Annotated in this window: 25 protein-coding genes and 1 tRNA gene; 13 read left to right on the top strand and 13 right to left on the bottom strand. The window is 44.1% G+C overall.

The annotated features are described in order from the left end of the window. The first annotated feature begins 6 nt into the window (after positions 1-6). Positions 7-957: a 2OG-Fe(II) oxygenase gene (locus tag K4039_RS05915; RefSeq protein WP_265234211.1), complete on the top strand. Its 951-nt coding sequence runs from the start codon at positions 7-9 to the stop codon at positions 955-957. A gap of 237 nt (positions 958-1194) precedes the next feature. Here K4039_RS05915 and K4039_RS05910 read toward each other — a convergent pair whose 3' ends face one another. Continuing rightward, positions 1195-2676: an ankyrin repeat domain-containing protein gene (locus K4039_RS05910; protein WP_265234210.1), complete on the bottom strand. Its 1482-nt coding sequence runs from the start codon at positions 2674-2676 to the stop codon at positions 1195-1197. Positions 2677-2772: 96 nt separating this feature from the next. On the opposite strand from K4039_RS05910, the gene K4039_RS05905 reads away from it, so the two are divergent. The 3 genes from K4039_RS05905 to K4039_RS05895 all read left to right on the top strand — a co-directional run bounded on the left by K4039_RS05905 (position 2773) and on the right by K4039_RS05895 (position 4653). Then, the gene (locus K4039_RS05905) at positions 2773-3243 is read left to right on the top strand and encodes a DUF4079 domain-containing protein (protein ID WP_265234209.1); all 471 of its coding nucleotides are present in this window, start codon (positions 2773-2775) and stop codon (positions 3241-3243) included. A 308-nt stretch (positions 3244-3551) separates the two neighbouring features. Continuing rightward, on the top strand, positions 3552-4034 hold the full coding sequence (locus tag K4039_RS05900; RefSeq protein ID WP_265234208.1) for a Panacea domain-containing protein: 483 nt from the start codon (positions 3552-3554) through the stop codon (positions 4032-4034). 4 nt (positions 4035-4038) lie between these two features. Further along, entirely contained in the window at positions 4039-4653 is a 615-nt protein-coding gene (locus K4039_RS05895) for a type II toxin-antitoxin system PemK/MazF family toxin (RefSeq protein ID WP_265234207.1), read from the top strand. A gap of 99 nt (positions 4654-4752) precedes the next feature. Here K4039_RS05895 and K4039_RS05890 read toward each other — a convergent pair whose 3' ends face one another. The 4 genes from K4039_RS05890 to K4039_RS05875 all read right to left on the bottom strand — a co-directional run bounded on the left by K4039_RS05890 (position 4753) and on the right by K4039_RS05875 (position 6555). Next, positions 4753-5361 carry a Uma2 family endonuclease gene (locus K4039_RS05890; RefSeq protein WP_265234205.1) on the bottom strand — a complete coding sequence of 203 codons (609 nt, stop codon included), beginning with the start codon at positions 5359-5361 and terminating at the stop codon, positions 4753-4755. Between the two features lie 44 nt (positions 5362-5405). Beyond that, a complete protein-coding gene (locus K4039_RS05885; protein WP_265234204.1) occupies positions 5406-5780 on the bottom strand; it encodes a DUF5615 family PIN-like protein in 375 nt (124 codons plus the stop codon). Then, entirely contained in the window at positions 5758-6096 is a 339-nt protein-coding gene (locus K4039_RS05880; protein WP_265234203.1) for a DUF433 domain-containing protein, read from the bottom strand. The genes K4039_RS05885 and K4039_RS05880 overlap by 23 nt, the downstream gene beginning before the upstream one ends. A 388-nt stretch (positions 6097-6484) precedes the next feature. Next, a tRNA-Cys gene (locus K4039_RS05875) sits at positions 6485-6555 on the bottom strand. A 14-nt stretch (positions 6556-6569) separates the two neighbouring features. Here K4039_RS05875 and cpdA point away from each other — a divergent pair. From cpdA to K4039_RS05860, 3 genes are all read left to right on the top strand, one after another. Then, positions 6570-7520, top strand: a complete 951-nt coding sequence (gene cpdA / locus K4039_RS05870; protein ID WP_265234202.1) for a 3',5'-cyclic-AMP phosphodiesterase — start codon at positions 6570-6572, stop codon at positions 7518-7520. Positions 7521-7953: 433 nt separating this feature from the next. After that, positions 7954-9432 (top strand): alpha-amylase, encoded by a 1479-nt coding sequence (locus K4039_RS05865; RefSeq protein ID WP_265234201.1) that lies wholly within the window; start codon positions 7954-7956, stop codon positions 9430-9432. A 199-nt stretch (positions 9433-9631) separates the two neighbouring features. After that, complete coding sequence (locus K4039_RS05860) at positions 9632-10408, top strand: SDR family NAD(P)-dependent oxidoreductase (protein WP_265234200.1); 777 nt, start codon at positions 9632-9634, stop codon at positions 10406-10408. A gap of 54 nt (positions 10409-10462) precedes the next feature. Here the strand turns inward: K4039_RS05860 and cofG are convergent, their stop codons facing one another. Further along, entirely contained in the window at positions 10463-11428 is a 966-nt protein-coding gene (gene cofG, locus K4039_RS05855) for a 7,8-didemethyl-8-hydroxy-5-deazariboflavin synthase subunit CofG (RefSeq protein ID WP_265234199.1), read from the bottom strand. Positions 11429-11792: 364 nt separating this feature from the next. On the opposite strand from cofG, the gene psbA reads away from it, so the two are divergent. Continuing rightward, positions 11793-12875 carry a photosystem II q(b) protein gene (psbA, locus tag K4039_RS05850; protein WP_265234198.1) on the top strand — a complete coding sequence of 361 codons (1083 nt, stop codon included), beginning with the start codon at positions 11793-11795 and terminating at the stop codon, positions 12873-12875. A 481-nt stretch (positions 12876-13356) separates the two neighbouring features. After that, positions 13357-14115: a GerMN domain-containing protein gene (locus tag K4039_RS05845; protein ID WP_265234197.1), complete on the top strand. Its 759-nt coding sequence runs from the start codon at positions 13357-13359 to the stop codon at positions 14113-14115. A gap of 457 nt (positions 14116-14572) precedes the next feature. On the opposite strand, the gene K4039_RS05840 is transcribed toward K4039_RS05845, so the two are convergent. From K4039_RS05840 to efp, 3 genes are all read right to left on the bottom strand, one after another. Beyond that, a complete protein-coding gene (locus tag K4039_RS05840) occupies positions 14573-14968 on the bottom strand; it encodes a helix-turn-helix transcriptional regulator (protein WP_265234196.1) in 396 nt (131 codons plus the stop codon). A 30-nt stretch (positions 14969-14998) separates the two neighbouring features. Beyond that, entirely contained in the window at positions 14999-15556 is a 558-nt protein-coding gene (gene accB, locus K4039_RS05835) for an acetyl-CoA carboxylase biotin carboxyl carrier protein (protein ID WP_265234195.1), read from the bottom strand. A 186-nt stretch (positions 15557-15742) separates the two neighbouring features. Then, positions 15743-16300 (bottom strand): elongation factor P, encoded by a 558-nt coding sequence (gene efp, locus K4039_RS05830; RefSeq protein WP_265234194.1) that lies wholly within the window; start codon positions 16298-16300, stop codon positions 15743-15745. 376 nt (positions 16301-16676) lie between these two features. Here efp and K4039_RS05825 point away from each other — a divergent pair, with 376 nt between their 5' ends. The 4 genes from K4039_RS05825 (at position 16677) to thiL (ending at position 21707) form a co-directional block, all read left to right on the top strand. Beyond that, on the top strand, positions 16677-17801 hold the full coding sequence (locus K4039_RS05825; RefSeq protein ID WP_265234193.1) for a peptidylprolyl isomerase: 1125 nt from the start codon (positions 16677-16679) through the stop codon (positions 17799-17801). A gap of 325 nt (positions 17802-18126) precedes the next feature. Beyond that, entirely contained in the window at positions 18127-18441 is a 315-nt protein-coding gene (locus K4039_RS05820; RefSeq protein ID WP_265234192.1) for a hypothetical protein, read from the top strand. Positions 18442-18712: 271 nt separating this feature from the next. Continuing rightward, the gene (locus K4039_RS05815; RefSeq protein WP_265234191.1) at positions 18713-20332 is read left to right on the top strand and encodes a PEP-CTERM sorting domain-containing protein; all 1620 of its coding nucleotides are present in this window, start codon (positions 18713-18715) and stop codon (positions 20330-20332) included. A 220-nt stretch (positions 20333-20552) separates the two neighbouring features. Then, positions 20553-21707 (top strand): thiamine-phosphate kinase, encoded by a 1155-nt coding sequence (gene thiL, locus K4039_RS05810; protein WP_265234190.1) that lies wholly within the window; start codon positions 20553-20555, stop codon positions 21705-21707. Between the two features lie 62 nt (positions 21708-21769). On the opposite strand, the gene K4039_RS05805 is transcribed toward thiL, so the two are convergent. The 4 genes from K4039_RS05805 to K4039_RS05790 form a co-directional block, all read right to left on the bottom strand. Then, positions 21770-23239, bottom strand: coding sequence for a hypothetical protein (locus K4039_RS05805; RefSeq protein WP_265234189.1), 1470 nt, complete (start codon positions 23237-23239; stop codon positions 21770-21772). Then, a complete protein-coding gene (locus K4039_RS05800) occupies positions 23226-23579 on the bottom strand; it encodes a hypothetical protein (RefSeq protein ID WP_265234188.1) in 354 nt (117 codons plus the stop codon). The genes K4039_RS05805 and K4039_RS05800 overlap by 14 nt, the downstream gene beginning before the upstream one ends. A gap of 48 nt (positions 23580-23627) precedes the next feature. Next, entirely contained in the window at positions 23628-24002 is a 375-nt protein-coding gene (locus K4039_RS05795) for a hypothetical protein (RefSeq protein WP_265234187.1), read from the bottom strand. Positions 24003-24135: 133 nt separating this feature from the next. Continuing rightward, positions 24136-24960 carry an Rpn family recombination-promoting nuclease/putative transposase gene (locus tag K4039_RS05790; protein ID WP_265234186.1) on the bottom strand — a complete coding sequence of 275 codons (825 nt, stop codon included), beginning with the start codon at positions 24958-24960 and terminating at the stop codon, positions 24136-24138. Positions 24961-24973: the final 13 nt, after the last annotated feature.

Here is a 24973-nt window from a genome sequence, read left to right as displayed (position 1 = left end):
AAAATTATGACTTACAGTCAACAGCAAATTCAACCCCAAGACGTAAAAGTTAAAATCCTGCTCACCGGCGGACATCAGTGCACCGTCATTCTCAAATCCGACACACCATTATTGCACAGCCTAGTCAAAACATTAGTCGATCGCACGCAACAGACAGTAGGGTTTTCAACCTTATTCCAAATCCCCATAGACGACGGGCGTTCCAGCCTTTCCTTTCCCGCCGAACACCTAGTCGGATTAGTCACAGAACCCCCAATTTTATTGCAGCAAATACAGCCGCAGCAGCTAGCAATTCCCGTAGAAATTCCTGTAGAAATTCCTGTAGAAATTCCCGCAAAAATTCCCGCCCCTGCGCCTGTAAATGATGACTTAATATCTCGATACGCCCAAATTGACAACTTTCTCACCGCCGCCGAAAAGAACAAACTCATCAAATATGTTTTAGCAAAAGAATCGGAATTTGTGAGTACCAGCACCTCAACAAATGCCGAAGATTACCGACGTTCGATGGTACTCCACTCCTTCCCCGAATTTTCGCAATTGATGGTAAATCGCATCAAAGCAATTCTCCCCGATGTGCTGCGTAAATTAAATCTACCATCATTTACGCTTGGTGACATAGAAGCTCAGCTAACTCTGCACAATGACAACAACTTTTATAAACTTCACAACGATAGCGGTTCACCAGATACCGCCACCCGATTTTTTACTTACGTTTATTATTTCAATCGAGAACCGAAGGCTTTTTCAGGTGGCGAATTGCTGATTTACGATAGCAAAGTCGAGAACAATTTTTATGTTGCAGATGAGACATTCAGAACCGTGGAACCTCGCAATAATAGCATCGTATTTTTCCTAAGCCGCTATATGCACGAAGTTTTGACAGTTAGCTGTCCCTCGAAAGCTTTTGCTGATAGTCGTTTTACTATTAATGGCTGGGTGCGTAAAGCTGATTGAGACTTGTTGCATAAATTTTTTATGAATAGCAAAACCGCAGATTTAAGGCAGATAAACGGAGATAAACGCAGATAATTTCAAGATAAAACGGCGGTTGAAACCGCGCCTACAAAAACAAAACCCGCCTCCGCGGGTTGAAGAATGGACGGTTAACATGATTTTTTTTATTGACATCGCATTTTCCTCAGATAGGACGTACGATTTCAACCGCCGTTTACGTCTCCCGCGATGCTATATTTACTCTTGTGCTCCGGCATTTTTGAGCAATTTCACCACAGTGGAATAACCCTTAAATTCAGCTAACATTAAAGCTGTATAATTGCCCGGATTTTTGTGATTTAACTCTGCACCAGCAGCGATTAAAATCTTGACTAAATCAGCATAACCCCGATGGGCGGCCCACATCACAGCAGTTGCGCCGGAATCATCCAGCAAGTTGACATCCGCGCCTTTTTCGACTAATATTTGCACGATCGCCAAATAACCGCGATCGCACGCCTTCATTAAAGCAGTTTTCCCCAAATCCGCCGGGATATTCGGATCTGCACCGCCGTCAAGTAAGGCTTTCACCGTCTCAGTATGTCCGTGAAACGCAGCCAGCGTCAAAGCCGTCTCCCCAAAGTTTTTAGCATTCAGGAAATCAGCCTGATTTGAGTTTACTTTTTGCAGCAAAGCTGATACGATCGCACTATGACCGTGAACAGCCGCCACCAGCAAAGGCGTATCGCCCAACCGATTTCTCGCACCCACACTAGCACCTCGGTTTAAGAGCAATTCCACCACATCTTCGCAGCCTTCAACCACGGCAAAATTCAACGCAGTTTCGTCATCTCTGTCCTTAGCGTTGATATCCGCGCCAGCATCTAGTAATATATGTGCGATCGGCAAATTTCCCCCAGCAGCAGCAGCCATCAAAGCCGTCCCGCCATCTCCACTTTTCACATTCGGATTAGCACCCGCAGCCAGCAGAGCTCGCACCGCATCAACATTACCGCAATCCGCAGCCAAAGTTAAAGCAGTTTCGCCCTCTTTGTCGCGAATTTCGACATCAGCACCAGCGGCTAGTAGCGTCTCAACAACAGCCAAGTTGTCCGCCGTAGCAGCCTGCATTAAAGGAGTTTTGCTCTGTAGATTTTTAAGATTAACATCCGCAGCGCAGTTAAGCAAAATTCGGACAATTTTAGCGCTACCTTGACTAATAGCTGAAAACAACATAGAATTATCAGCAACAGCACTCGCATCAGCCAAAGCTTGAACAACAGCTTCGTACCCGGACAAAGCAGCTATTTTCAGAGCCGAATCTCCATCTTGATCGCGCACATTCACATCAGCCTTAGCAGCAAGTAAAAGCCGCACAACATTGATATCGCCTTTGAGAGAAGCCGCCATCAAAGCCGTACTCCCATCATCATTTTTAGCGTCAACATCAGCACCCGCAGCCAACAACAGCCGCATAACATCAGCCTGTTTGTGAGCCGCAGCCAACATCAAAGCCGTCAGGCCAAAACGCCTGCTCGCGAGGTTGACATTAGCGTCATTTTTTAGTAAAATACGCACAATTTCCGTATAGCCCTTTTGGGCCGCAAACATCAAAGCCGTCGTCCCCTCAGAGTCTTTGGCGTTAGCGTCAACACCCTTAGCGAGTAAAGCTTGGACGTGAATAATGTTACCAGTCTTGGCAGCTTGAATCAATACAGCGTTTTGTTTAGTGGCAGGCATAATAGTCTCTCATACCGTATATTTTTACCGTCGCATGAGACGGCATGACTGGTATGCTAAGTTTTATGAAGTAAGTTGAAAAATCCTGAGAACACCATGAATCTTGAAATTCCTGAGTCAGTAAAAGTTTGGAGCCAATTCTTCCACCCAGTTTTAATGTGGGTATTGCTGGCAATCTCATTGTATGCTTTGTATCTCGGCGTTCAAATCCGCCGTACCAGAAGTGCCGAAGGTGAGGTCAAAAAAGAGTTAATTAAGGGCAAATTCAACATTAAGCATCACCAGATGGGATCTTTGCTGCTAGCCTTGATGGTAACAGGGGCGATCGGCGGAATGGCCGTCACCTACATCAACAACGGCAAACTATTTGTGGGAGCCCACTTGCTAGCCGGCTTGGGAATGACCGCAATAATTGCCATTTCAGCCTCTCTGACTCCGTTGATGCAAAAAGGTAACAATGTTGCCAGATACACTCACATCTTTCTGAATGTGGGGCTCTTAGGGCTGTTTGGCTGGCAAGCGGTAACAGGCGTCGAAATCGTGCAAAGAATTATCAGCAAGATGTAACCGTTAAAGTACGATTCAGGACTTGCGCGCGGGTGTCCAGAAACCGGGTTTTTCACGAAAAGACGCATTGTAGACGTAAATTCTGCAAAAAACCCGGTTTCTTTAATCGCAGTGCGTAGGGTGCGTCGCGATCGACAATCCCTCGATAAAAATCCACAATCTCACAGCGACGCACCTTGGTTATTCAACGGTTGAATAAACAACCCTCTCTTTTACTCTTTCCCAACAGTCGCAAAGTGCGTCGCAATGAGATTATCGATGGAATTCATGAATTTTTATAGCGACGCACCCTACAAACAATCAAAGCCATGCTAGAAACCCTCATCAAGTATTTTGTTTACGCCACAAAAGGTCATATTACAAAAACGCAATTAATCAAATTTTTATATTTAGCCGACCTTTATTCTGTCAAATGGACAAACAAACAGCTTACAGAGCTACATTGGCGTTATTATCACTATAGCCCTTGGAACGAAGACATCATTGTTACCTTAAATCAAATGAATGGCAAAACAATTGTGCAAGAATCTGTCGGAGAAACCATATTTATCCGACTTGGTGCCGAAGCAGGTAATGTCGATGATTTAGAATTACCTGTAGGACTAAAACTAATGCTGGACAACATTCGCAGAGAATGGGCAGGATCAGGACAGGATAAAATCCAGAAGTTACTAAAGTATGTGTACAGCACTGCGCCAATGATTGAGGTTAAAGATAGCCATCAACTAGAGCAAGTGGTGAGGCTGAATCTTGAGACAGAAAGACAAAAGTTAATCGATGAATTAGGGTGATAACGTGGCTGGAAAAACACCTCGTCAAGGTTGGATTTATTTAGTAAATCCCCAGAAAGTATCTCTTCGTTGCCTACACAATCACAATCACATTTATGATTTAAGTGAACCAGGGGAGATTGAATGCAAGACTGTTCATTGCACCATGATAATTAATTCTAGTAGATTTTTGCGGGGAGAGCATCATTATCTGTTTTGGGAAATTGACCAATTTCAAGATGACGCTGAATGCCTACAAACTTTTACGGTGATTCCCTTAACGTTTCAAGAAACCTGTAAAGGTTTGCCAACAGCCTATCCGATTAATTCGACCAGCAAAAATGGTCTTGACAAGAATTCATTGGCTTTAGTGCATCAGATATGTAGTATTGATGCTAATTCCTTTAAGGACTCGCAAGGGAATTGGTTTGAGCGAGTTGGACAAGTGGATAAAGGAGATAAGGAGTCGATAGAGGAACGTTTAAGGTATTTTTTGAATTTTGGGGATAACTCTAGTGATGATTGGTTGATGAACAATGTGTCTGTGGAAGTTTTAGAGAAAGTTTTTGATTATTTGCCGAAGAATATGACGAAAAATATTGATTTAGAAAAAGTCATAAGCGATCTAGAATTATGGTGAGTGAGTATTATTTACTAAAAAACATCTTAAAGTTACTTGACTTGATGAGAAACAATCATTATACTAACCTGATTGGCTAATTAGAGAATCCCGGTTTATTTACCCGCCATTAAAAATTTTCTGCGCCGTCAAATTCAACTCTGGAAATACCGCAGACTCAATTCTCTCATCTCCCCGAAATAGCTTAATCTGATACTCACCATCTACCAACAGACAAACCGACAAAGTAGGCTGTTTAGGAGAACCAATATAACGCCTACCTCCCAAACCCAAATAATCGACAATCCAGTATTCAGGAATGCCTAATGCTTCATAGTCGATCATCTTGTGTGCATAATCATCGCGCCAATTTGTGCTGACAACTCCCACAATTAACTTAACAGAATCTCCCTGAGTAATAACTGATTCTCGTTCCCATCGAGACTCATTGACTTCTACGGCTTGTTTATCTAATACAATCACATCTGGATCGTAGCCTAAGTTATCGCTGAATTTAATTGTACATTCCTTGGGAATAAAGTAAGGAAGTTGTAAACGCCTAATTTCAAAACCAAATTCTAGCGCCTGGAAACCTGCGACTACTGAATGTTTACCAGTTGGATTAGGCATCTCAACAATAACTCCGTTACGTAGTTCATAGCGTCCGTTTTCTGGCTTCCATTCCAAAAAGTCATCGAACGTTATTAATTTTGATATCGCTTGAATCATGGGAAAACCTCCAATGTTCTAACATTATTTTAACATCAGAATAATTAGTCTTCAATTTTAGTGAGAGGTAGATGAATAATTTGAATTTGATATTCATTAACAAAAGAACATTCGGCAATCAAAATTAATTCATCTATGTTCTGCCCAACGCTTAAATTCGCACTTAAAATAAATATCCCTGGAATCTGACGATTAGCTTGTAAATGATCTTTTAAATGAACTGGCATAGATTTACGGTTATTCGTGACTAGAATAAAGTCATATTCTTCACACCATTCTAAAATCTCAGGGTCTTTAGTTCCTTTGGGTGGGATAAAAGGTTCGCCAATAACCCGAATCACTAATTCTGGTTTTCTCATCCGAATTTGAGTAGGATAAATCGGATCGACATTTTCATCAATGAGATATTTTAGTGCCATTTTTCTGTCTTTCCATCTTGATTTTTTGTAATCTAATCGAAGCTGGATGGGGATTTAATTCTTGGGCTTTTCTTTGTTGGTGCGACCATTCTAACCAGTCTGTGATATACTTATCAACAGCTTCTTTATTGGTTAAATAATAAAGGATTGTGGCGTAAATTTGATCGAGGGTCAGAGTCGAAAAGTGTTTTAAAATTTCTTCGGGTGAACGTTGCCGATAAATATATTCATAAAGGATACTTTCTATTCCCACTCTTGTCCCTTTTACTCTGATGTCATCAGATGCTAAAAAATCAAAGTATTCTTCTATCAGCATGGTTGATTACTCCATTTTTTGATTGAGTATTAAGGTAAATTATTTTTATTTGCCACAGTCATAGTTAGATTATATCACCCACCGAGAAACCGGGTTTCTTTAGCTTAGTCGGATGATTGTTAAACTTTCAATCTGGCGATCGCCCACAATTGTAACAGCTTAGATTTACTGTACACAATTCCGTAACTCTTGCAGAATCAGCCACAGGACACGGCAGTGCCGTTTCCCTACTTTATTTGAGAGGACACGGCAGTGCCGTTTCCCTACTGTGTTTCATCCTAAAATACAGGATACGGCAGTGCCGTTTCCCTACTGTGTTTCATCCTAAAATACAGGACACGGCAGTGCCGTTTCCCTACTATGTTTCCGATCGCACTTTAATTAAAAAAGGCGGCACCCAGATTTGAACTGGGGGTGGAGGTTTTGCAGACCTCTGCCTTACCACTTGGCTATGCCGCCGTTACGTCAGAAAATTGACGTTATACGATAATACACCAAATCCTGATTATTTCAACATATCTCTAAAAAATTTCGATCGCCCAAAGTTCGTTAGCGAAGCCCTCGAAGAGGATCGCCCCCACAACCCCATCCCAGGCTACAGTAGAAATAGCTCGATCGCCTCCGCTTCGCCCGCAACAGCAGCCATGACACCAGTTTCTCCCCTCCGAGTCGCCCAAATCACCGACACTCACCTGTTTGCAGAGCTCGATCGACAATGGAAAGGGATTTCAACAGCCCGCACCCTCGAAACAGTTCTCGATCGCCTGCAACAGATCCAGCCGCCGCCCGACTTGCTTTTGCTGACAGGGGATTTATCCCAAGACGAAACAGCCGAATCTTACCAGCGCCTCGCCTCCCTCATCGCCCCCCTGGGAATTCCCGCCTACTGGATACCGGGAAACCACGACAACATTCCAGTTATGGCGGAAATATTAGATAAGCCGCCGATTTCCCCAGAAAAATCATTTCACTTGGGAAACTGGCAATTTCTGCTGCTTTCGAGTGTGGAAGCCGGATGCGACGGCGGGCGGCTTTCCCCAGAGACTTTGGATTGGCTGGATTCTCAACTGCAACAAACGGGCGATCGATTTGTTACGATTGCTTTGCACCATCATCCGCTGGCGATCGACTGTGAGATCATGGACAGCATGATGCTGCACAATGCCGATGAATTTTTCGCAATTGTCGATCGATATCCTCAAATCAAAATAGTCCTTTGCGGCCACATTCACCAAGAATTTCACCAACAGCGAGGCGAAGTTTCCTACTTGGGCACGCCCAGTACCTGCATCCAACTGTTACCCAAAACCTCTCCGATTGTCCTCGACACCATCGGGCCCGGATTTAGATTGCTCGAATTGGCGATCGACGGCACTTGGGATACTAAGATTGAGCGAGTAGCCGGAGAACCTGCAACATCTTGATATTTGACACTTAAGAGGTGATTGTGCGATCGACCCAATCGAAGAATCATCTTATTTCCCGTAAAATAACCGTTACTAAGTTCGATCGTTCGGACTTCAGTCCGCCTCAAAACTCAGAAGACTGAAGTCCTCACTACAAAACGATTTATCCTCACTACAAACCGATTTAATTGTCTGCGTTCAAGCTGACATCATATTAAGCCGGTTGGCGATCGCATAATCACAAGCCCTAGAACATATTTTTTGCGCTGTTACATATGCTAAAAAATATTTCTATACAATGTACAAAATTGTCAATCTGTCAAAAGATATATTTTATTATTCATTCATATATTTTATCATTTGTAATGACCGTAGATTGCAGAAATAGCTAGAGCGATCGGCAACTAACAACAATAAATCGGGCAACTTTAAAAAACAGGAAAAACTTAATATGTCTGAAGTCAATGGCGTCATGATGCAGTATTTCCACTGGTACACCCCCGACGACGGAAACCTGTGGAATCAGCTAGCAGAATCAGCAAAAGATTTAGCTAAAATTGGCGTTACATCTCTGTGGTTGCCACCCGCTTATAAAGGAACGGGCGGCGGTATGGATGTCGGCTATGGTGTCTACGACTTATTCGATTTAGGCGAATTCGACCAAAAAGGGTCAGTACGCACTAAATACGGTACAAAAGATGAGTATTTGCGTGCAATCAAAGCTGCCCAAGATGCAGGAATTCGGATTTATGCCGATGTCGTCTTCAACCACAAATTAGGTGCCGATGAAGAAGAAGAAGCTGAAGCCACACCCTTCGATATGGATAACCGGAATGCCCCAATAGGCGAATATCAAAAAATCAAGGCTTGGACGCATTTTACTTTCCCCGGCCGCGACAAAAAATATTCTAGTATGGAGTGGCATTGGTGGCATTTTGACGCCATTGATTACAACGCTTACGACACTGATACCCATGCAGTTTACCTGCTAAAAGGCAAAGAATTTGATGAGGGAGTAGACCTAGAAAAAGGCAACTTTGACTACCTCATGGGTTGCGACTTAGATATGGACAACCCAGAAGTCACCGGCGAATTAAAATACTGGGGCGAGTGGTATGTGGATACAACAAACGTTGACGGATTTCGTTTTGATGCCGTCAAACACGTAGCAGCAGGATTTTTCCAAGAGTGGTTGGAACACGTCCGCAATTATGCCAAACGCGACCTATTTGCCGTCGGCGAATATTGGTCTTACGAAGTGGAAGCTTTGCACTACTTCATCCAAGCAACGGACGGTAAAGTATCCTTATTTGATGCGCCACTCCACTATAACTTCCACGCTGCTAGCAAGGCCGGCAACAGCTACGACTTGCGAACAATTTTTGACGGCACCCTCGTTCAACAGCAACCAACTCTAGCCGTTACTTTGGTTGACAACCACGATTCTCAACCCTTGCAATCGTTAGAATCAGTTGTCGAGTCTTGGTTTAAACCGCTTGCTTACGCTTTAATCCTGCTGCGGCGTGAAGGATATCCCTGTATTTTTTACCCGGATTATTACGGCGATCACTATAAAGATACAGCAAACGATGGCAATGAATACGAGATTTGGTTAGACAAACATCAGTGGATTTTGGATAAATTGTTGTGGGCGCGCCAAACTTATTCCTACGGCAATCAATACGATTACTTCGACCACGCTAACACAATTGGCTGGACGCGACTCGGAGACGAAGAACATCCGGGCGGCATGGCTGTGGTACTAAGTAACGGAGGCGATGGCACTAAGTTTATGGAAGTCGGACAGCCTAATCGAACTTATATTGACATCATGGAACACGTCAAAGAACCCATCGTAACTAATGACGATGGTTGGGCAGATTTTAGGTGTAACGCCGGTTCAGTTTCTGTCTGGGTTCCGCAGCAGTAAATATGACGGTAATCTTGACGGAATCCTCTGTCTAAAGTAGGGTGCGCGAGGCGCACCTTACCGCTATAATTATCGCATCAAACAAATTTTTACTTAGCTGTTTTTGATGAGTCAAGCCTATTCGTAGTGATGACTTCAGTCCTCTCTCTCTATACTTATATTTATAGGCGTCGCCCCAAAAATATTTACATAAAAAAATATGAAACTTGCAGAAAAAGTTGCCGTTATTACCGGCGGCGGGTCGGGAATTGGTCGTGCAACAGCAATGTTAATGGCCAAGGAAGGCGCAAAAGTTGCGATTATCGATTTAACTTTAGAAACGGCGCAAGAAACAGTCCGCCAACTAATCAATGAAGGAGGCAGCGGGCTGGCAATTGCCGCAGATGTGGGGCATTCTGGGCAAATGCAGCAGGCATTTCAAACAATTTTTGACGAATATCAAAGAATTGATATTGTGTTCGCCAATGCGGGGATTAACGGTATCTGGTCGCCGGTAGAAGAGATAGCACTCGATGAGTGGGAACAGACAATTAACACCAATCTGACGGGAACATTTTTGACTGTAAAATATGCAGTTCCTTATTTAAAAAAACAAGGAGGTTCGATTGTGATTACCTCATCGATTAATGGTACAAGAAGCTTCAAAAAAGTTGGCGCTACAGCTTACGCTTGCAGCAAAGCTGCCCAAGTAGCTTTAGCAAAAATGCTGGCGCTAGAACTTTCTCCGAGTCACATCAGAGTCAATGTTATCTGTCCGGGCGGGGTGCTAACTGGGATCAATGAAAGCACTGTTAAGCGCCATCTCGATCGCATTCCAGTTGATCGCGATTGCCTTCAAGATATGATTCCTTTGACTGATAATACCGCTGGTTCGAGCCTAGATATCGCGAAATTAGTGTTATTTCTGGTATCCGATACCTCCAGTTTTATCACAGGTACTGAAGTCTGGATTGATGGCGGCGGTTCTTTGATTTAAAAGCTCAATCAGTTGACAGTTAACAGTTGACAGTTAACAGTTAACAGTTGACAGTTAACCGTTAACCGTTAACCGACTAACTCTCCATTGTTTGACAGCAGTTTGTAATGTTTGCGGCAGCCAGTTATCGTACTGAGGATAAACAGGCAAACGCTGCACGAGTTGCCATCCGGCTGCTGCTAAAATTTCTGTTAAAATTTGATGTTGCAGGTGAGGATAATCGGGATTAACTTCATCCAATGGCCCGATTCCGCCTAAATCTGTCGCACCGGCTTCTAAACAAGCCAGCAATATTTCCGGCTGTGCAACTAAATTTGGCGGGATTTGCAGGGAAATTTCAGCAGGTAAAATGCTGCGGGCGATCGCAATTACTTGTGGCATTTTTGTAGCATCAAAAACTTCACCGTCCCAACTTTGCTGATTTCCCGGACTGTGAGGCTGCAAGATAACTTCTTGAATGTGATTGTAGCGCGAATGAATCCGGGCGATCGCCTCCAGAGTCTCAATCCAATCAGCCTCACTTTCGCCAATTCCCAACAGCAAACCTGTTGTAAACGGAATCTGTAATTCCCCGGCCAATTCTAGCTGTTGTAGCCGCAGCGCCGGCACTTTACTCGGTGCGTGTCGGTGAACAGTTTGTAACAAATCGGGCGACAACTGTTCTAGCATCAGCCCCATCGAGACATTCACCTGTTTTAACTGCGCCATCTCCTCAAAGCTGAGCGGCCCTACATTAGTATGGGGCAAAAATCCGAGACTAAGTGCCAGTTCGCACAAATCGTAAATCCGCTGAAACCAAGCTTTGCGCCGTTGACTCTGGGGATGTACTTCGCCGCTGAGGATCAGAATTTCAATTACACCTTGAGGAAGCAGCAACTTAAGCTGTGTTTCTGCTTCTGGGAGTGTCAGCCAAGGACTTTGCAGCGGTTGGGTACGAAAATTGCAATAGGTGCAGCGGTTGAAACACTCGTAGGTGGGAACCAGAGTATAAGCGGGGCTGTAGGTGATGGTGCGGGACATTGGTTGGGACTTTTATCGATCGAACTTGACCAACAACATATATGTATCTCTTAATGTGAGTTTTGCGGTTGGCGATCGCACTACTTCATATATCTTAACACTCATGCCTGTCCCGAATCTGGTTACCAGCTAAATTATGAGCATTTTTTTTGTTGGTGCGATCGCCCGCAAATTCTCCAGCCTGCTTTTATTTTCCTTATACAGCAACCATCACAGCGTTATATTAGCTATGCTTATAACACTCATTACAAAAAATGTGCTTAAAGGGCCTTTACAAATTGAAATAAAAGGTTTATGTTTATTTACATGGCGGAACACAAATCCGTCACGAACGTTGAAAACCAAATAAAGCAATCATAAAACAATGACAGCAACCTTACAGCAGCGCGAAAGCGCCAATCTGTGGTCGCAGTTTTGCAACTGGGTCACCAGCACCGACAACCGCCTCTATGTAGGTTGGTTCGGCGTCTTGATGATTCCTACCTTGCTAACTGCAACAATCTGTTACGTAATCGCCTTCATCGCTGCCCCTCCAGTGGACATCGACGGCATCCGCGAACCAGTTGCTGGTTCCTTGATGTTCGGTAACAACATCATCACAGGTGCTGTTGTTCCTTCGTCTAACGCGATCGGCTTGCACTTCTACCCAATCTGGGAAGCTGCTTCCTTGGATGAGTGGTTGTACAACGGCGGCCCTTACCAATTGGTAATTTTTCACTTCCTGATCGGCATTTTCTGCTACATGGGTCGTGAATGGGAACTGTCCTACCGCTTAGGTATGCGTCCTTGGATTTGCGTAGCTTACTCTGCACCAGTTGCAGCCGCTACCGCAGTATTCTTGATTTACCCGATCGGACAAGGTTCATTCTCTGACGGTATGCCTTTGGGTATCTCCGGCACATTCAACTTCATGATCGTGTTCCAAGCTGAACACAACATCCTGATGCACCCCTTCCATATGTTGGGAGTAGCTGGTGTCTTCGGTGGTTCTTTGTTCTCCGCGATGCACGGTTCTTTAGTTACCTCTTCCTTGGTTCGTGAAACAACCGAAACCGAATCCTTGAACTACGGTTACAAGTTCGGTCAAGAAGAAGAAACCTACAACATCGTTGCAGCCCACGGCTACTTCGGTCGTTTGATTTTCCAATACGCTTCTTTCAACAACAGCCGTTCCTTGCACTTCTTGTTAGGCGCATGGCCAGTTGTCGGCATTTGGTTTACCGCTTTGGGTATTTCCACAATGGCGTTTAACTTGAACGGTTTCAACTTCAACCAATCGATTATCGACTCACAAGGTCGCGTCATCAACACTTGGGCTGATGTCATCAACCGCGCTAACTTGGGTATGGAAGTAATGCACGAGCGCAACGCTCACAACTTCCCTCTCGACTTGGCCGCTGGTGAAACAATTCCAGTTGCTTTGGTTGCTCCTTCCATCAACGGTTAATTTTTAACCTGAGATAACAAAAAGCGCTCCTAGAAATAGGGGCGCTTTTTGTTTGGGAAAAAATATTTTTATCGCTCTGATTATTCCTTCTATCCGTTGCGTCGGTTAAATTCGCTACATTCATCTTTTTTTCCTTTTTCCATCAATGTCGATCGGTTAAATCGGTTAAATCCGTTAGCTGGGTTAAATTCGTTACATAACCCGTTGCTAAATTTCCTTTCATCCTTTAATTTTTTATGACTACGATAGAATATAGCTACTAGGCCGATCGAGATAAATGTCACATACTCCACGCGCGAGAGCTCATATTATGGTCTAGGATGCCCATAGTCGGATTCAGAATATGTTGGGCTTGCCGTATAGTGTTCGCTAGCAGTAGTGCAATTGTGTCAATTCCAGAATCTCACCATAGACAAATGTAGCTGATCGGGAGTCGCTCCTCACCGTCCCAAGCGCTCTATCTGTAACGAGGATTTGTATTATGAAAGATGGACAAGAAGTACGCCACGTCTCCAGAACAGCAGTCATTGCCGGTGTTTGCGGGTTGGCTTTAGTGACGGGAGGGGGCATTGCCTGGTGGACGGCGAACCGTTCCCCAACCGCAGACACGCAGTCTTCTGCTCCGACAACCGCTCCGGCGCTGTCCCCAAGTCCTGCGGAATCCCCTGCTGTAATTATCCCCGTACCCCCACCAAATGCTGTGCAAGTGCCGCAGCAGGTTCAGACGCCTCAAGCTCAGAGGCCTACCTCTGTGACACCGCAGGCTCTGGCGCCGTCGCCACAGCCAAAGCCTTTGCAGCAGGCTGATGCCCAGACAGTCCAAGTCTACTGGGTTAAAGGTGCGATCGGCAAATTTGAGGCAGTTCCTACAAAAGTAGCTGTCAAACAAGCCGATCAGGCTGATGCAACTTTACAAGCTGCTTTTAACAGTTTGTTGGCAGGGCCGAAGGATGCAACTGTTTTTAGCGAAATTCCTAAAGGGACAAAACTCCTGAGTTTGAGTGTCAAAAATGACGAAGTTTATGTCGATTTGTCGCGTGAATTTACTGCGGGGGGAGGCAGCAGTTCAATGACGAGTCGGTTAGGGCAAGTTATCTATACAGCTACCAGTTTAAAACCGAATACTAAGGTTTGGATTTCGGTGGACGGCAAGCCTTTGGAACTTTTGGGTGGCGAAGGTTTGGAGGTGGCTCAACCGAGTACCCGCCAAAATTTTGACAAAAATTTTCCCCTTAACTAATACCAATTTGGAAAATCAATGAAACAATATTGGTAGGGTGTGTCGAAGAAAGAGTGTACCAAAAAAAAAGACGGAAAATCTTACAGCGAGGCAAAGCGCGACAATATTTGAGTAAACAAACTTAAACTCAAGTATTGTAGCAAGGATTTTTTAAATTGGTATAATTTTTGATTCATTAGTTATTAGTTATTAGTCATTAGTTAGTAGTCCTTAGTCATTAGTCTGAATGCAATAAATAGGGATTTATAACTGATAACTGATAACTGATAATTTATGAAATCATTGACCTTTGCATCGGAATAATAATTTTTGGAGTGCAATGCGAGCGTGCAGCCCGCTTCGGATTGCGGAGCCTCCCGTCTCGCTCGCTTGCAGGGTATAATTCCTTAGTTACCGGATTTGATATAACCCATGACTGATTACTACGGACTACTGACTATGGACTACTGACTAATTTTCAGTGCTTTGTAGTCAGGCTAAATTCCCGAAAGTGCAGGGCTTGCTGTTCGATCCGGGTGGCAAGCCGATCGCACACCATAGTACACAGCTCGAAAACTAACTCATCTTGCACCTTATAATAAGCGGATGTCCCTTCACTCCGGCGAGTGAGGATACCAGCTTGGAGCATGAGTTTTAGGTGCTTAGAAACATTGGCTTGACTCGTTTGAGTAGCTTCCACCAACTCTTGCACGCACTTTTCGCCGTCGCGAAGCAAGTTCAAAATTCGTAAACGCATTGGCTCGCTCAGAATACTGAAATACTCAGCAACTTGCTGCACAACCTCGTATTGCGGGACAGGCTGGGATGACTTCATCAAACTCACCGGGGAGAAGTGATCTCGAAATATTAGCATTTATTCTGTCCATCACAATAAAGTAATGCTTCAATCCGGATTAATTCGCATTAAAATTTGACCGTATTCGACAGGTTCGCCATTTTGGACTAAAATTTCCATGACTTGACCGGACACTTCATCAGCATCAATTTCGTTCATCAGCTTCATAGCTTCGATAATACAGACTGTCTGACTGACTTTGATACGATCGCCCACATTGACAAAAGGTGGCTCATCGGGAGCAGCAGCGCGATAAAACGTTCCTACCATCGGCGAGATAATTGACACCCATTTGGTATCGACAGGAGGAGAGACGAGAGCAGGAGCGGCGGTAGCAGGGGCTGGTGCAGGAGTGGCCGGAGTCGCGCCTGCATTTTGGCTTGGGGCATCCGGTGATGCCGCGGTGGGGCTAGAAACAGAGCTGAGGGCGATCGTTGGAGCGACACTTGCAGCCGCAGTGAGCGCAGCAGCAGTGCCTGGTTCGCTGACCAGAACGCCTTTGCGTACAGTCAGTTCAAGTTCCCCACTTTTTAACGTCAGTTCCGAAATGCCTGTTTTGTCTAAAACAGTCAGCAGTTCGCAAAGCTGGTTTAAGTCTAATTGCACAGTAGATTCAAGGGTAATTAAGAATTTAAAATTGAAAAAATTGGAGACGGCGAAGCTAGGAAACTTCACCGATTTTGGAGGTAAAAAGGAGATTTTTTGAGATTTAAGCGATGATTTTTTAGCTATTTAACTAATAAATCATAACTCAAAACTCAAAACTTAAAACTCCCTTTTTCTCCGTCTTTGCTACTCTCGGCCGAGGTACTTGTCTTCACGAGTATCAATCCGAATGCGTTCTCCTATCGAAATAAATAGGGGAACCATGATCTGAGCTCCGGTGGAAAGGATAGCCGGTTTACTACCACCGGTGGCAGTATCTCCTTTGACTCCGGGATCGGTTTGTGTCACTTCCAAGACGACAGAATTGGGTAATTCCACTTCCATGATTTGGTCATTCCAGCGAAGGATACTGACTTCCATCCCTTCATTCAGGTACTTGACACGCTCGCCTATTTCCTTAGCTGTGAGGCGGCTTTCCTCGTAAGTTTCCATATCCATAAAGACAAACTGTTCGCCTTCTTTATAGGTATGTTGCATCGCGCTCTTTTCGAGGTTGGCTTGAGGCAAAGATTCGCCGGCCCGGAATGTGTGTTCCACTACGCTGCCGGTTTGGACGTTTTTTAATTTTGTCCGCACAAAAGCGGAGCCCTTTCCGGGCTTGACGTGGAGGAATTCGATAACCCGCCACACGCTGTTATTCCATTCAATTGAAACACCTGGTCGAAAGTCGTTACTGGAGAGCATATAAATTTTTGCGGGCAATCCCGTCGCCACGTAGGCGCGGGGGAACTATAGTCAGTCGATTTTAGATTTGGGATTTTAGATTTGAGATTCACTCGCAGCTTTGAATCTGGGAGATTGAACCTTGGTCTAAAATTTTGATCTCTCCACGACAGGAGTCTGGGGATTGTATCCGTTTTTGAGCGGGGTCAGCTTCAAGCCGCAGTCTAGCTGATGGCATCAAAAAGCAATTGGCAATTTATTTTACCTTTCAAAGGGAGCAAGTGCTTTACAGAAAGCTAAAAACCTCTGTCAGTTGAGTGAGTTCGGCAAGGGATGTAATGGATAGAAGGCGATCGCGCGCTGTGGGAAGATAATAGAGGCAATAAAAGTTAAAGATATGTTGCATTGGACTAATTTCTCGATCGATACGTGCAAGCGCTGGGTCAAGACCGGTGCCTTAGCACTCCTGCTGTTCGCACTCTCCCTGAGTTTCAGTGCAGTTTCCTATGCCAAACGTCCCAGCAGCAGTATGCCTGCGGGGAATCCGATTAGCGATGGCCGGGCGCTACTGCGTTTCGCGCTACCTATTGACAATCCTACTGTGCGTGAGTTGCAAATCAGTCTCGAAGACATTGGCAACCACATCCGTTCTAAACGTTGGGGGCCCATTAGCAGCGATGTCAACAAGGCTTCGAGGATTCTCAACCTGCGAGAGTCGGACATTTTAAAGAGTATTCCTGAGGCGAAACAGCCGGAAGCTGAGGCGCTAGTTGCACAAGTCAAGGAGGGAGTTGCCGAACTTTCCACCGCTGTTGAGGCTAAAGACAGGGAAAAAGTTATTGAGTTGAAGGCCAAAATTCTCGGTTCGGTAGGCGAAATCGAAGAGTTGATGGTGACAAAGTTTCCGTTTGAAGTGCCTGCTAAGTACGCTAATCTGCCTCAACTGAAAGGGCGCGCTACTGTGGCTGTGGAAACGGATAAGGGGAAAATTACTGTTGTGGTTGACGGTTACAGCGCGCCGGTGACTGCTGGTAATTTTGTGGATTTGGTCGATCGAGGTTTCTATGATGGTTTACCATTTATTCGATCGGAAGAATCCTACGTTTTGCAAACGGGAGATCCCGAAGGCAAGGAAGTGGGCTTTATTGATCCAGGTACTGGCAAATACCGGAATGTGCCGCTGGAAGTGCTCGTTAGAGAGGACAAGGAACCTGTCTATGGGATTACTCTAGAGGATGCGGGGCGTTATCGTGACGAGCCTGTTTTGCCTTTTTCGGCTTTTGGCGCTGTGGCGATGGCGCGCGCTGAAGCCGATCCCGACAGCGGTTCTTCTCAGTTTTTCTTTTTCTTATTTGAACCTGAACTCACGCCCGCTGGTCTGAATTTGTTGGACGGTCGGTATGCTGTTTTTGGTTACATGATTGAAGGAAAAGAGGTTTTGGATAAACTGAGGCAGGGAGATAAGATTATATCTGCTAAGGTGATTAAAGGAAAGGAAAATTTGGTTCAACCTCAAGTTTAATCGGTGACGGCGATTGAAATCGTTTCTTTTCAAACAAAGACGGCGATTGAAATCGCTTCTTGTCAAGCAAAGCCCGCCTCCGCGGGCTGGCAGAAATTATGACAAATAAAGACGGCGATTGAAATCGCTTCTACACGAACAAAGACCGCCTCCGCGGGCTGGAAGAAATTATGACAAACAAAGACGGCGATTGAAATCGCTTCTACACGAACAAAGACCGCCTCCGCGGGCTGGAAGAGTTAATCAGACAAGTTCAACTTTAATCAAATTCATTAATTTCTACGTCGTCTGCTTGGTTATTAAATCTAGAAACTCGATCGCTAATATGGCAATTTTAGAATTTTTATTGGTAATTGGTTTGGGCGGATTCGCAGGCTTGTTGATTGTCAACAATCTGAATGAAAGCAAGCAAAAGCGACAGTTGGATGAGGCTTTTTATTTGTTGTTGGAAAATCAAAACAGTCAAATGTCGCTGATTCAGTTAGCCGCCAGCGCTAGGGTTGAGGCTGAAGTTGCTCAGCAGTATTTAAACCGACAAGTTAAGATTTTTTCGGCGATTTTAGAGGTGGATGATGAAGGAGATACTTTTTATCGATTTCCTAGGTTGCGCTTGCCGCCAAGTTCTGGTAAGGAATGGTGATGCAGTGGACAGTTGACAGTGGACAGTTGACAGTGGACAGTTGACAGTTAATCTTTCCCTATAAGTGTGGTTAATCTCCAGTATGCTATAAAGTTTTGTAACAAATCGACTGTCTCTGCATAAAAAGTCGATCGACACCCAGATAGAGAGATAGAGAGATAGATACATAGGCAACTTGTTTTTGTTCTCTTGTGCAAATATGCCAAAATCTGAGGTGCATGATATGCAAAAATTCAAAAAAAGGCTTGAACAAAGGGACTGGGGCGGGTTTGTGCAAAGTTGTCTGTCCTTGACAGCTTTCACCGTCTTGGGATTTAGCGCCGTTGAACCTGTCAATGCTGCCACGCTGCATACTGGTTTCGCTTCCTATGCCGTTACCGACCTCGGCCAAACCAATGCCTACGGTATAAGCAATTCTGGACAAGTGCTAGTTAGTAATGGTGTTGCTGGGGTGTGGGAGAACGGTCAGATAACTGAAATCAAAGACACCACTTGGGCTTACCAAATGAATAGTTCTGGTCAAGTCGTGGGTCGTTATCTGGGTGAAAATTGGACGAATAATGCCTACGTGTGGGAAAACGGTCAAAGGACTGACCTCGGTTATTTTGGTGGTATCAGCAGTCTGGCTAGCGACATCAATGAGGCTGGACAAATAGTTGGTTGGTTTAAGACTACACAAGAGAAATTTAATCCCTTTTTGTGGCAAAACGGCGAGATGATCGATTTGGGTACTCTTGGTTTCAATGGAGGAGCTCAGGGTATCAACAATCAAGGACAAGTAGTTGGTTATTCGGGCCTGGCTTTCGGCATAACTCATGCTTTCCAATGGGAAAATGGCAAGATGATTGACCTGGGAACTCTTCCAGGAGATAACGACAGCACAGCTTATGATATCAATGATGCTGGGCAGGCAGTTGGTGCTTCATCAAATAGTACCCTCAAGCAAAGCCATGCTACTTTGTGGTCAAACGGTGAAGTTACAAACCTCGGTACTCTCGGTGGTAATATGAGTGCTGCGATCGCCATTAACAACAAAGGACAAGTAGCAGGCTTTGATACCGTTACTGGTAATGGCGGGCTGAATCACGGTTTCATTTGGGAAGATGGTCAAATGGCTGACCTCAATAGTCTGATTGATGAGGAGTCAGGGTGGTTTTTACAAGAAGTCAGCGGCATTAACGATAGGGGTCAAATTGTCGGAAAGGGCATTAACAGTGCAACTGGAAAGCAGCATGGTTTTCTGCTAAATCCGATTTGCGGTACTTCTCAGAGAAATCCGTTGTTACCTGATAGTTTTGAGGATGGTTGGCATAGTTTTAATAATGTTGTCAGCCGTAAATGGTTCGATCCGCCGACGGCTGCTGGTTTTACTTTCAAAATAGGCGATACTGCGGCTTCTGGCGGTAGCGGCGGGACGGGTGATGGGTGCATTGTTGACAGTTCGATCGCAATTACTCCCAATCCAACGGAACCATCGCTATTTACTAAAATTCTCGGTCTTCCCAGCGGCATTGATGCTGACGAACTTTTCAGCGTCTTAGTTGGCGGCCAAGAAATCGGCAAATTCAAGCCTAATGAAGTAGTAGATTTTGTCGCCTTACTCGGTTACGGTGTTTCGGAGTTTAGCGTCACTGGCATTGATGCAGTAATTGACCCGAAAAATCCTCTAGCTTTCCCGATTAAATTGGAATCTAATCGAGATAAGTTCTCTTTCAAGATGCGGGCGATGGATGATGCTGAAGCTGTTCCCGAACCTTCTGAGATTGCGGGGATAGTAACTTCGGCTGCTTTTTTTGCTGGTTTGTTGCTGAAGCGGAAGCGGAAATTAGCGGCGATTGGATCGGCGATTGAAATCGCTTCTACACACACGAAGTCTGCCTCCGCCGACTAAGAAATCATGTTAGATTCTCGAATCCTCAAAGAATTCGAGAATCTAGTATTATATTTAGGTTTACTTGTCAAATAAGTTGATGTCCGAATTGTTCATATCTCTATTCTCTTCCTCTGCGCCCTCTGCGCTCTCTGCGGTTAAATAAATCCAAAACACTCATAAACAATAGTAGATAAAATCAAATATAATAGTATCAAATTAATAAAAAATTCTCTATACTATGCTGATTAAAGATATCGGAGAACAAGGTCTTTTAAGAATACTACAAAAATTCTGCCCCGCCGAAATTGTGGGAGATGATTGTGCGGTACTTCCGACAAATCCTGACCAATCTCTGGCTATCACTACAGATATGTTGGTGGATGGTGTGCATTTTAGCGATCGCACCACAGGCCCTTATTATGCAGGCTGGCGCGCCGCAGCGGCGAATTTGTCGGATCTGGCCGCGATGGGTGCAACCCCTCTGGCGGTGACGGTAGCCCTGGCTGTGAGTGCGGATACGGCTGTGGAGTGGGTGGAAGAGTTTTATCGGGGGATGACGGCTTGTTTGGAAGTGTATCATACGCCGATCGCCGGTGGGGATGTGGTGCGATCGCCCGTGGTGACAGTTGCGATTACTGCTTTTGGGGAGGTTGAATGCGATCGTACCATTCGCAGGTCTAATGCGCGATCGAATTGGGCGATTGTGGCGACTGGGTTTCACGGAGCATCCCGCGCGGGATTAGAATTGTTGTTGAATCCAGAATTTGGGCAAAATCTGGAAAAGGGCGATCGAACTTCTTTAATTCTCGCTCATCAGCAGCCTAAACCGCGACTGGATGTTTTGCCCGTTATTTGGGAAATTTTAGATGCTACGGGTGCGATGGAACCCCCCCTCAGTCCCCCCCTTGCTAAGGGGGGGAAGCAAGAGTTGGAAATGGAACCCCCCCTCAATTCCCCGATTACTAAGGGTGAGAAACAAGAGTCGAATTCTCTTTCTCCCCCCCTTAGCAAGGGGGGGCAGGGGGGGGTTAATTCCCCAATTGCAATCGCCGGAATGGATAGCAGCGACGGTTTAGCTGATGCGATTGTGCAAGTTTGTCGGGCTAGCGGTGTGGGTGCAAAAGTCGATCGCGCGAAAATACCAATTCCCCCTATTTTAAGGGAAATCGTATCAACCGAAACAGCTTTAGACTGGGCGTTGTACGGCGGCGAAGATTTCGAGTTAGTGTTGTTTTTGCCGATCGCCCATGCTAAGCTATTGGTCGATCGAATCGGTGATGGTAGTGCGATCGTGGGAATCACTACCGAAAGCAGCGATATTTTGTTGAGTGATAGCAGCGGTATTTATGCTGATGTTGGCTTAAAGATCGATCGAGGATTTCAACACTTCTAAATTCTCTCTTATTTCTGATCTCTTAGTCCGCGGAGGCGGACATCGTTTGTGTAGACGCGGTTTCAACCGCCGAGTCTTTCTTCTTCCGTTTCCCGTAACATATCATTAACTGGTGGACTTTGGGAATCGGGCAATCTCAGAGGTTGAAACTTGCGCCGAAACCATCTCAACGGATTAATCTTCCACGCACCATTAATCCGGGCCACCACTCCAGAAACCACGATTACAACCAAGAGACTCAACAACAGACTAGCTACAGCCGGATGAAGCACATCCCCTTTTTGAGGTATTCTGAACACTATGGGTTTCTCGATATAATTGGCAACCGCAGACACCACAAGGCCTCCAGCCCCTAATCCAGTACCCCATATTTGAATAGTTCTTTCTAAAGAGCGATCGATTTCTGCTTGTTCAATATCCACAATCCCGGCCACCAAATCCACCGCAATCTTAATCAAATCAGTACCATGTTTAAAATAGCCTAAATCGCCCTGAATTTGTCGTTGAAAATACGGACAACTTCTATCAATAAAAAACTTAAATGTTCTTAAATCTTCAGTTGACATTTGCCATTTATCACAGATTTCAGATAGTTTTTCCTGATAGTTATAAACATGAATATTTATCGTATTATTAAAATTTTCTAAACCTTCTAATGCTCTTTGATAATCCAAGCTTTCTAAAAGTAGATCTTTTAGTTTCCTTTTTAGATATGTTAAAGACTTATCAATATCAACATTTTTTGGGTTGTCAACATCATTTGGCACTCCAACCTGAGTTACTTCAGCAATTTTTGTTTCTAAACTTTTGATCGTATCCTCAATCTTAGCATATTCCTGCTTCAGTAAATAATGATTTTTGCGACTATCAATAAAAGCCTTAGTGATTTTATGGCGGTAATAAAACAGTTCAAACAAACGTTGAACAATTTTCGCTAGTTTTTCCTCAATCTCATCGTCAACCCGATAAACAAAGACTTGTAATTGACTTTTGATCGAACTATACTCAAAAATTGCAGAACCCAGTAACTTAGTATCGCGGTAAAAAGGTGGACGCACAGATGCTTCTGGGAAGAGATTCTTTAAACAGTCATCCGCAACTTGGCGGAGGTATTTTTTAGTGAGAGGTTGATCGGTTGGTAATTTGTAGGTTATAAAAATAGTCTGTCCCAGCCAATCTTTATAACTATCAGCAAGCATGAGATTATTAACATTAAAATCTTTTAATTCTGTGATTTCTATGCCTTTATTTTCATCAGTTTCTGGGCTGCCAATTCTAGCTAAAATTCCTTCACTATCCTCCAGAAGGCAAAACTTGAAGGAACCATCAATTTTATTTGAATGCGAAAACTTTTTTGCTCTAGTTAGGGGATAACCGAGGTTAGCTTGGGAAAAAATTAGCTCTTTTTCTTGGCTGAAATGTTGCCAGATACTATTAGCCCAAGTCCAGATTGAGTTAGCTGCTGTTTTGCTGCTTTTTTTGCTGAGTTGGTAGCTGTAGATATAGACTTGGGGATGATCAATTTTTAGCATCGGCAGCAGAGATATTTGAGGCTTCTTGAATGCGTTTTTTCAAATTTGCTTCTAGCTTTTCGATATCGGGATATTCATTTTTTACCGTTTCATAACCAGGTGTGATTTCTGGTTCGGCATCATCTAAATTTTTTCTCTTCAGACCTTTAATGTCATCTCTGACCTTTGTAAACTCTCTATAGAGTTTATTGATAGCATCTTCCACAGTATCGTTATCAGCACCAGATTCTGCTAATGGGAGGACTTCGGCGAGCAATCTTTCGATGAAAGGGGGAGTAAAAATTGCGGGGGCGGTGGTAATGGCGTTATAAATTTGGGACAAAATATCGACTTCATTCATGATTTTACCTCAGAAGTAGTTTGAATTGAAAACCGATTAAAGTATACTTTAGTTTGATGAATTTGGTTCGGATTGCTCTTGTTGAGATTCGGTGATAGCCTCTACTACTTCATATACAGTCCAGTCTAGAAACATAGCAATATCTTGTTTAGCTAATCCCCCACTAACCATTCTCAAAACCGCAGCTTTTTCTCGTTGTTTAATTTCAGATTTTACTTGTTGATCTTGAGCGATAGTCGCTGATACTTCAGTTACAGGTAAGTCTAGGACTGTAGCAATATCTTCTACACTTAATCCTAGACTATAAAGTCTGAGAGTTATAGTTTTTTCTCGCTGTTTAGTTTGAGCGTATACTTCGGCTTGTGCTTCTTCAAAAAGATCTTGATAAACTCTGCCTTTCTTTAAGTCACTCCGGTGAAACATAGCGGCAATCTTCTCTCGGAATTTTTTCGGTAATTTGTCAACAATTCACTTGTAAGGTGCGTCAGTCTTAGGTTGGTACGAAAAATCAGGATTTTCGCAACTGACGCACCCTACTAATTTTAGTGTACGTTGACTAATTTTGCTCGGCTTGTTCAGGTTGTTCTTTTTGAGATTCGGCGATAGTCGCTGCTACTTCGGCTACAGGTAAGTCTAAGAATGTAGCAATATCTTCTATAGCTAATCCCCGACTAAAATTTCTGAGAATAGCAGCTTTTTCTCGTTGTTTAGCTTCGGCTTGTCCTTCGGCAAAAACGTCTTGATAAAATCGGGTTTGTTTTAAGTCAGTTAGGCTAAACATGGCGGCAACTTCCTCTCTGGTTTTTTGGGGTAATTTGTAAACAATGATGATTTCTAGTAAGTTGATGAAGTTTTTTCTGGCTGTGATATCCGATATTTCGGTTTCGGCTTGTCTGGCTAAGTCTATGGCAAAGTTTTCGGCAGTGTTGTCTGGTTCGATTACCAGTTTTAGCACTTTTATCGGTAGAGATGCTGTTTCTGATGCACTTAGTTCATCGATGTAAATACGGGTGATTTTTGGGAGTGCCAGCATTTCCTGAAAGTGGATGTTGCTTTCTCTTTCGGTTTGCCGATTTGGGTAGATGACTACCAATTGCCAAGGGTGCGGCGGTTGGTATTGTTTGAGATAGATGAATAGTTCGGCAAACAGACGATAGTAGAAAGTTGGATCTGGTTGAAATTGGACTTCGACAATGTAGAATGGTAGTTGAGGATCGGGGATGATTGGTAGAAATAAACCGTCTAGGCGAAAGGATAATTGTTTGACCTCTTGGGATGTAAATTGGTATTGGTTGGCACTATCGGCTGATAGGCCCAGAAGGGCAAAGAATACAAAGGGAAATTCTTGGAAGATATTGTAAAATATGCTGTCGGTTTTCATGGATCGAATTAAA

Source organism: Lyngbya sp. CCAP 1446/10 (assembly GCF_026130175.1).
GTDB lineage: Bacteria > Cyanobacteriota > Cyanobacteriia > Cyanobacteriales > Microcoleaceae > Microcoleus.
The sequence above is the reverse complement of the archived record's forward strand: the minus strand, read 5'-3'. Positions and strand labels throughout refer to the sequence as shown.

What these genes read in the sequence shown, in the direction of transcription:
- K4039_RS05915 (WP_265234211.1), top strand. Translation starts at nt 7, where the DNA reads ATGACTTACAGTCAACAGCAAATTCAACCCCAAGACGTAAAAGTTAAA.
- K4039_RS05910 (WP_265234210.1), bottom strand. Translation starts at nt 2,676, where the DNA reads ATGCCTGCCACTAAACAAAACGCTGTATTGATTCAAGCTGCCAAGACT.
- K4039_RS05905 (WP_265234209.1), top strand. Translation starts at nt 2,773, where the DNA reads ATGAATCTTGAAATTCCTGAGTCAGTAAAAGTTTGGAGCCAATTCTTC.
- K4039_RS05900 (WP_265234208.1), top strand. Translation starts at nt 3,552, where the DNA reads ATGCTAGAAACCCTCATCAAGTATTTTGTTTACGCCACAAAAGGTCAT.
- K4039_RS05890 (WP_265234205.1), bottom strand. Translation starts at nt 5,361, where the DNA reads ATGATTCAAGCGATATCAAAATTAATAACGTTCGATGACTTTTTGGAA.
- K4039_RS05885 (WP_265234204.1), bottom strand. Translation starts at nt 5,780, where the DNA reads ATGGCACTAAAATATCTCATTGATGAAAATGTCGATCCGATTTATCCT.
- K4039_RS05880 (WP_265234203.1), bottom strand. Translation starts at nt 6,096, where the DNA reads ATGCTGATAGAAGAATACTTTGATTTTTTAGCATCTGATGACATCAGA.
- K4039_RS05865 (WP_265234201.1), top strand. Translation starts at nt 7,954, where the DNA reads ATGTCTGAAGTCAATGGCGTCATGATGCAGTATTTCCACTGGTACACC.
- K4039_RS05860 (WP_265234200.1), top strand. Translation starts at nt 9,632, where the DNA reads ATGAAACTTGCAGAAAAAGTTGCCGTTATTACCGGCGGCGGGTCGGGA.
- cofG (WP_265234199.1), bottom strand. Translation starts at nt 11,428, where the DNA reads ATGTCCCGCACCATCACCTACAGCCCCGCTTATACTCTGGTTCCCACC.
- psbA (WP_265234198.1), top strand. Translation starts at nt 11,793, where the DNA reads ATGACAGCAACCTTACAGCAGCGCGAAAGCGCCAATCTGTGGTCGCAG.
- K4039_RS05845 (WP_265234197.1), top strand. Translation starts at nt 13,357, where the DNA reads ATGAAAGATGGACAAGAAGTACGCCACGTCTCCAGAACAGCAGTCATT.
- K4039_RS05840 (WP_265234196.1), bottom strand. Translation starts at nt 14,968, where the DNA reads ATGCTAATATTTCGAGATCACTTCTCCCCGGTGAGTTTGATGAAGTCA.
- efp (WP_265234194.1), bottom strand. Translation starts at nt 16,300, where the DNA reads ATGCTCTCCAGTAACGACTTTCGACCAGGTGTTTCAATTGAATGGAAT.
- K4039_RS05825 (WP_265234193.1), top strand. Translation starts at nt 16,677, where the DNA reads ATGTTGCATTGGACTAATTTCTCGATCGATACGTGCAAGCGCTGGGTC.
- K4039_RS05820 (WP_265234192.1), top strand. Translation starts at nt 18,127, where the DNA reads ATGGCAATTTTAGAATTTTTATTGGTAATTGGTTTGGGCGGATTCGCA.
- thiL (WP_265234190.1), top strand. Translation starts at nt 20,553, where the DNA reads ATGCTGATTAAAGATATCGGAGAACAAGGTCTTTTAAGAATACTACAA.
- K4039_RS05805 (WP_265234189.1), bottom strand. Translation starts at nt 23,239, where the DNA reads ATGCTAAAAATTGATCATCCCCAAGTCTATATCTACAGCTACCAACTC.
- K4039_RS05800 (WP_265234188.1), bottom strand. Translation starts at nt 23,579, where the DNA reads ATGAATGAAGTCGATATTTTGTCCCAAATTTATAACGCCATTACCACC.
- K4039_RS05795 (WP_265234187.1), bottom strand. Translation starts at nt 24,002, where the DNA reads ATGTTTCACCGGAGTGACTTAAAGAAAGGCAGAGTTTATCAAGATCTT.
- K4039_RS05790 (WP_265234186.1), bottom strand. Translation starts at nt 24,960, where the DNA reads ATGAAAACCGACAGCATATTTTACAATATCTTCCAAGAATTTCCCTTT.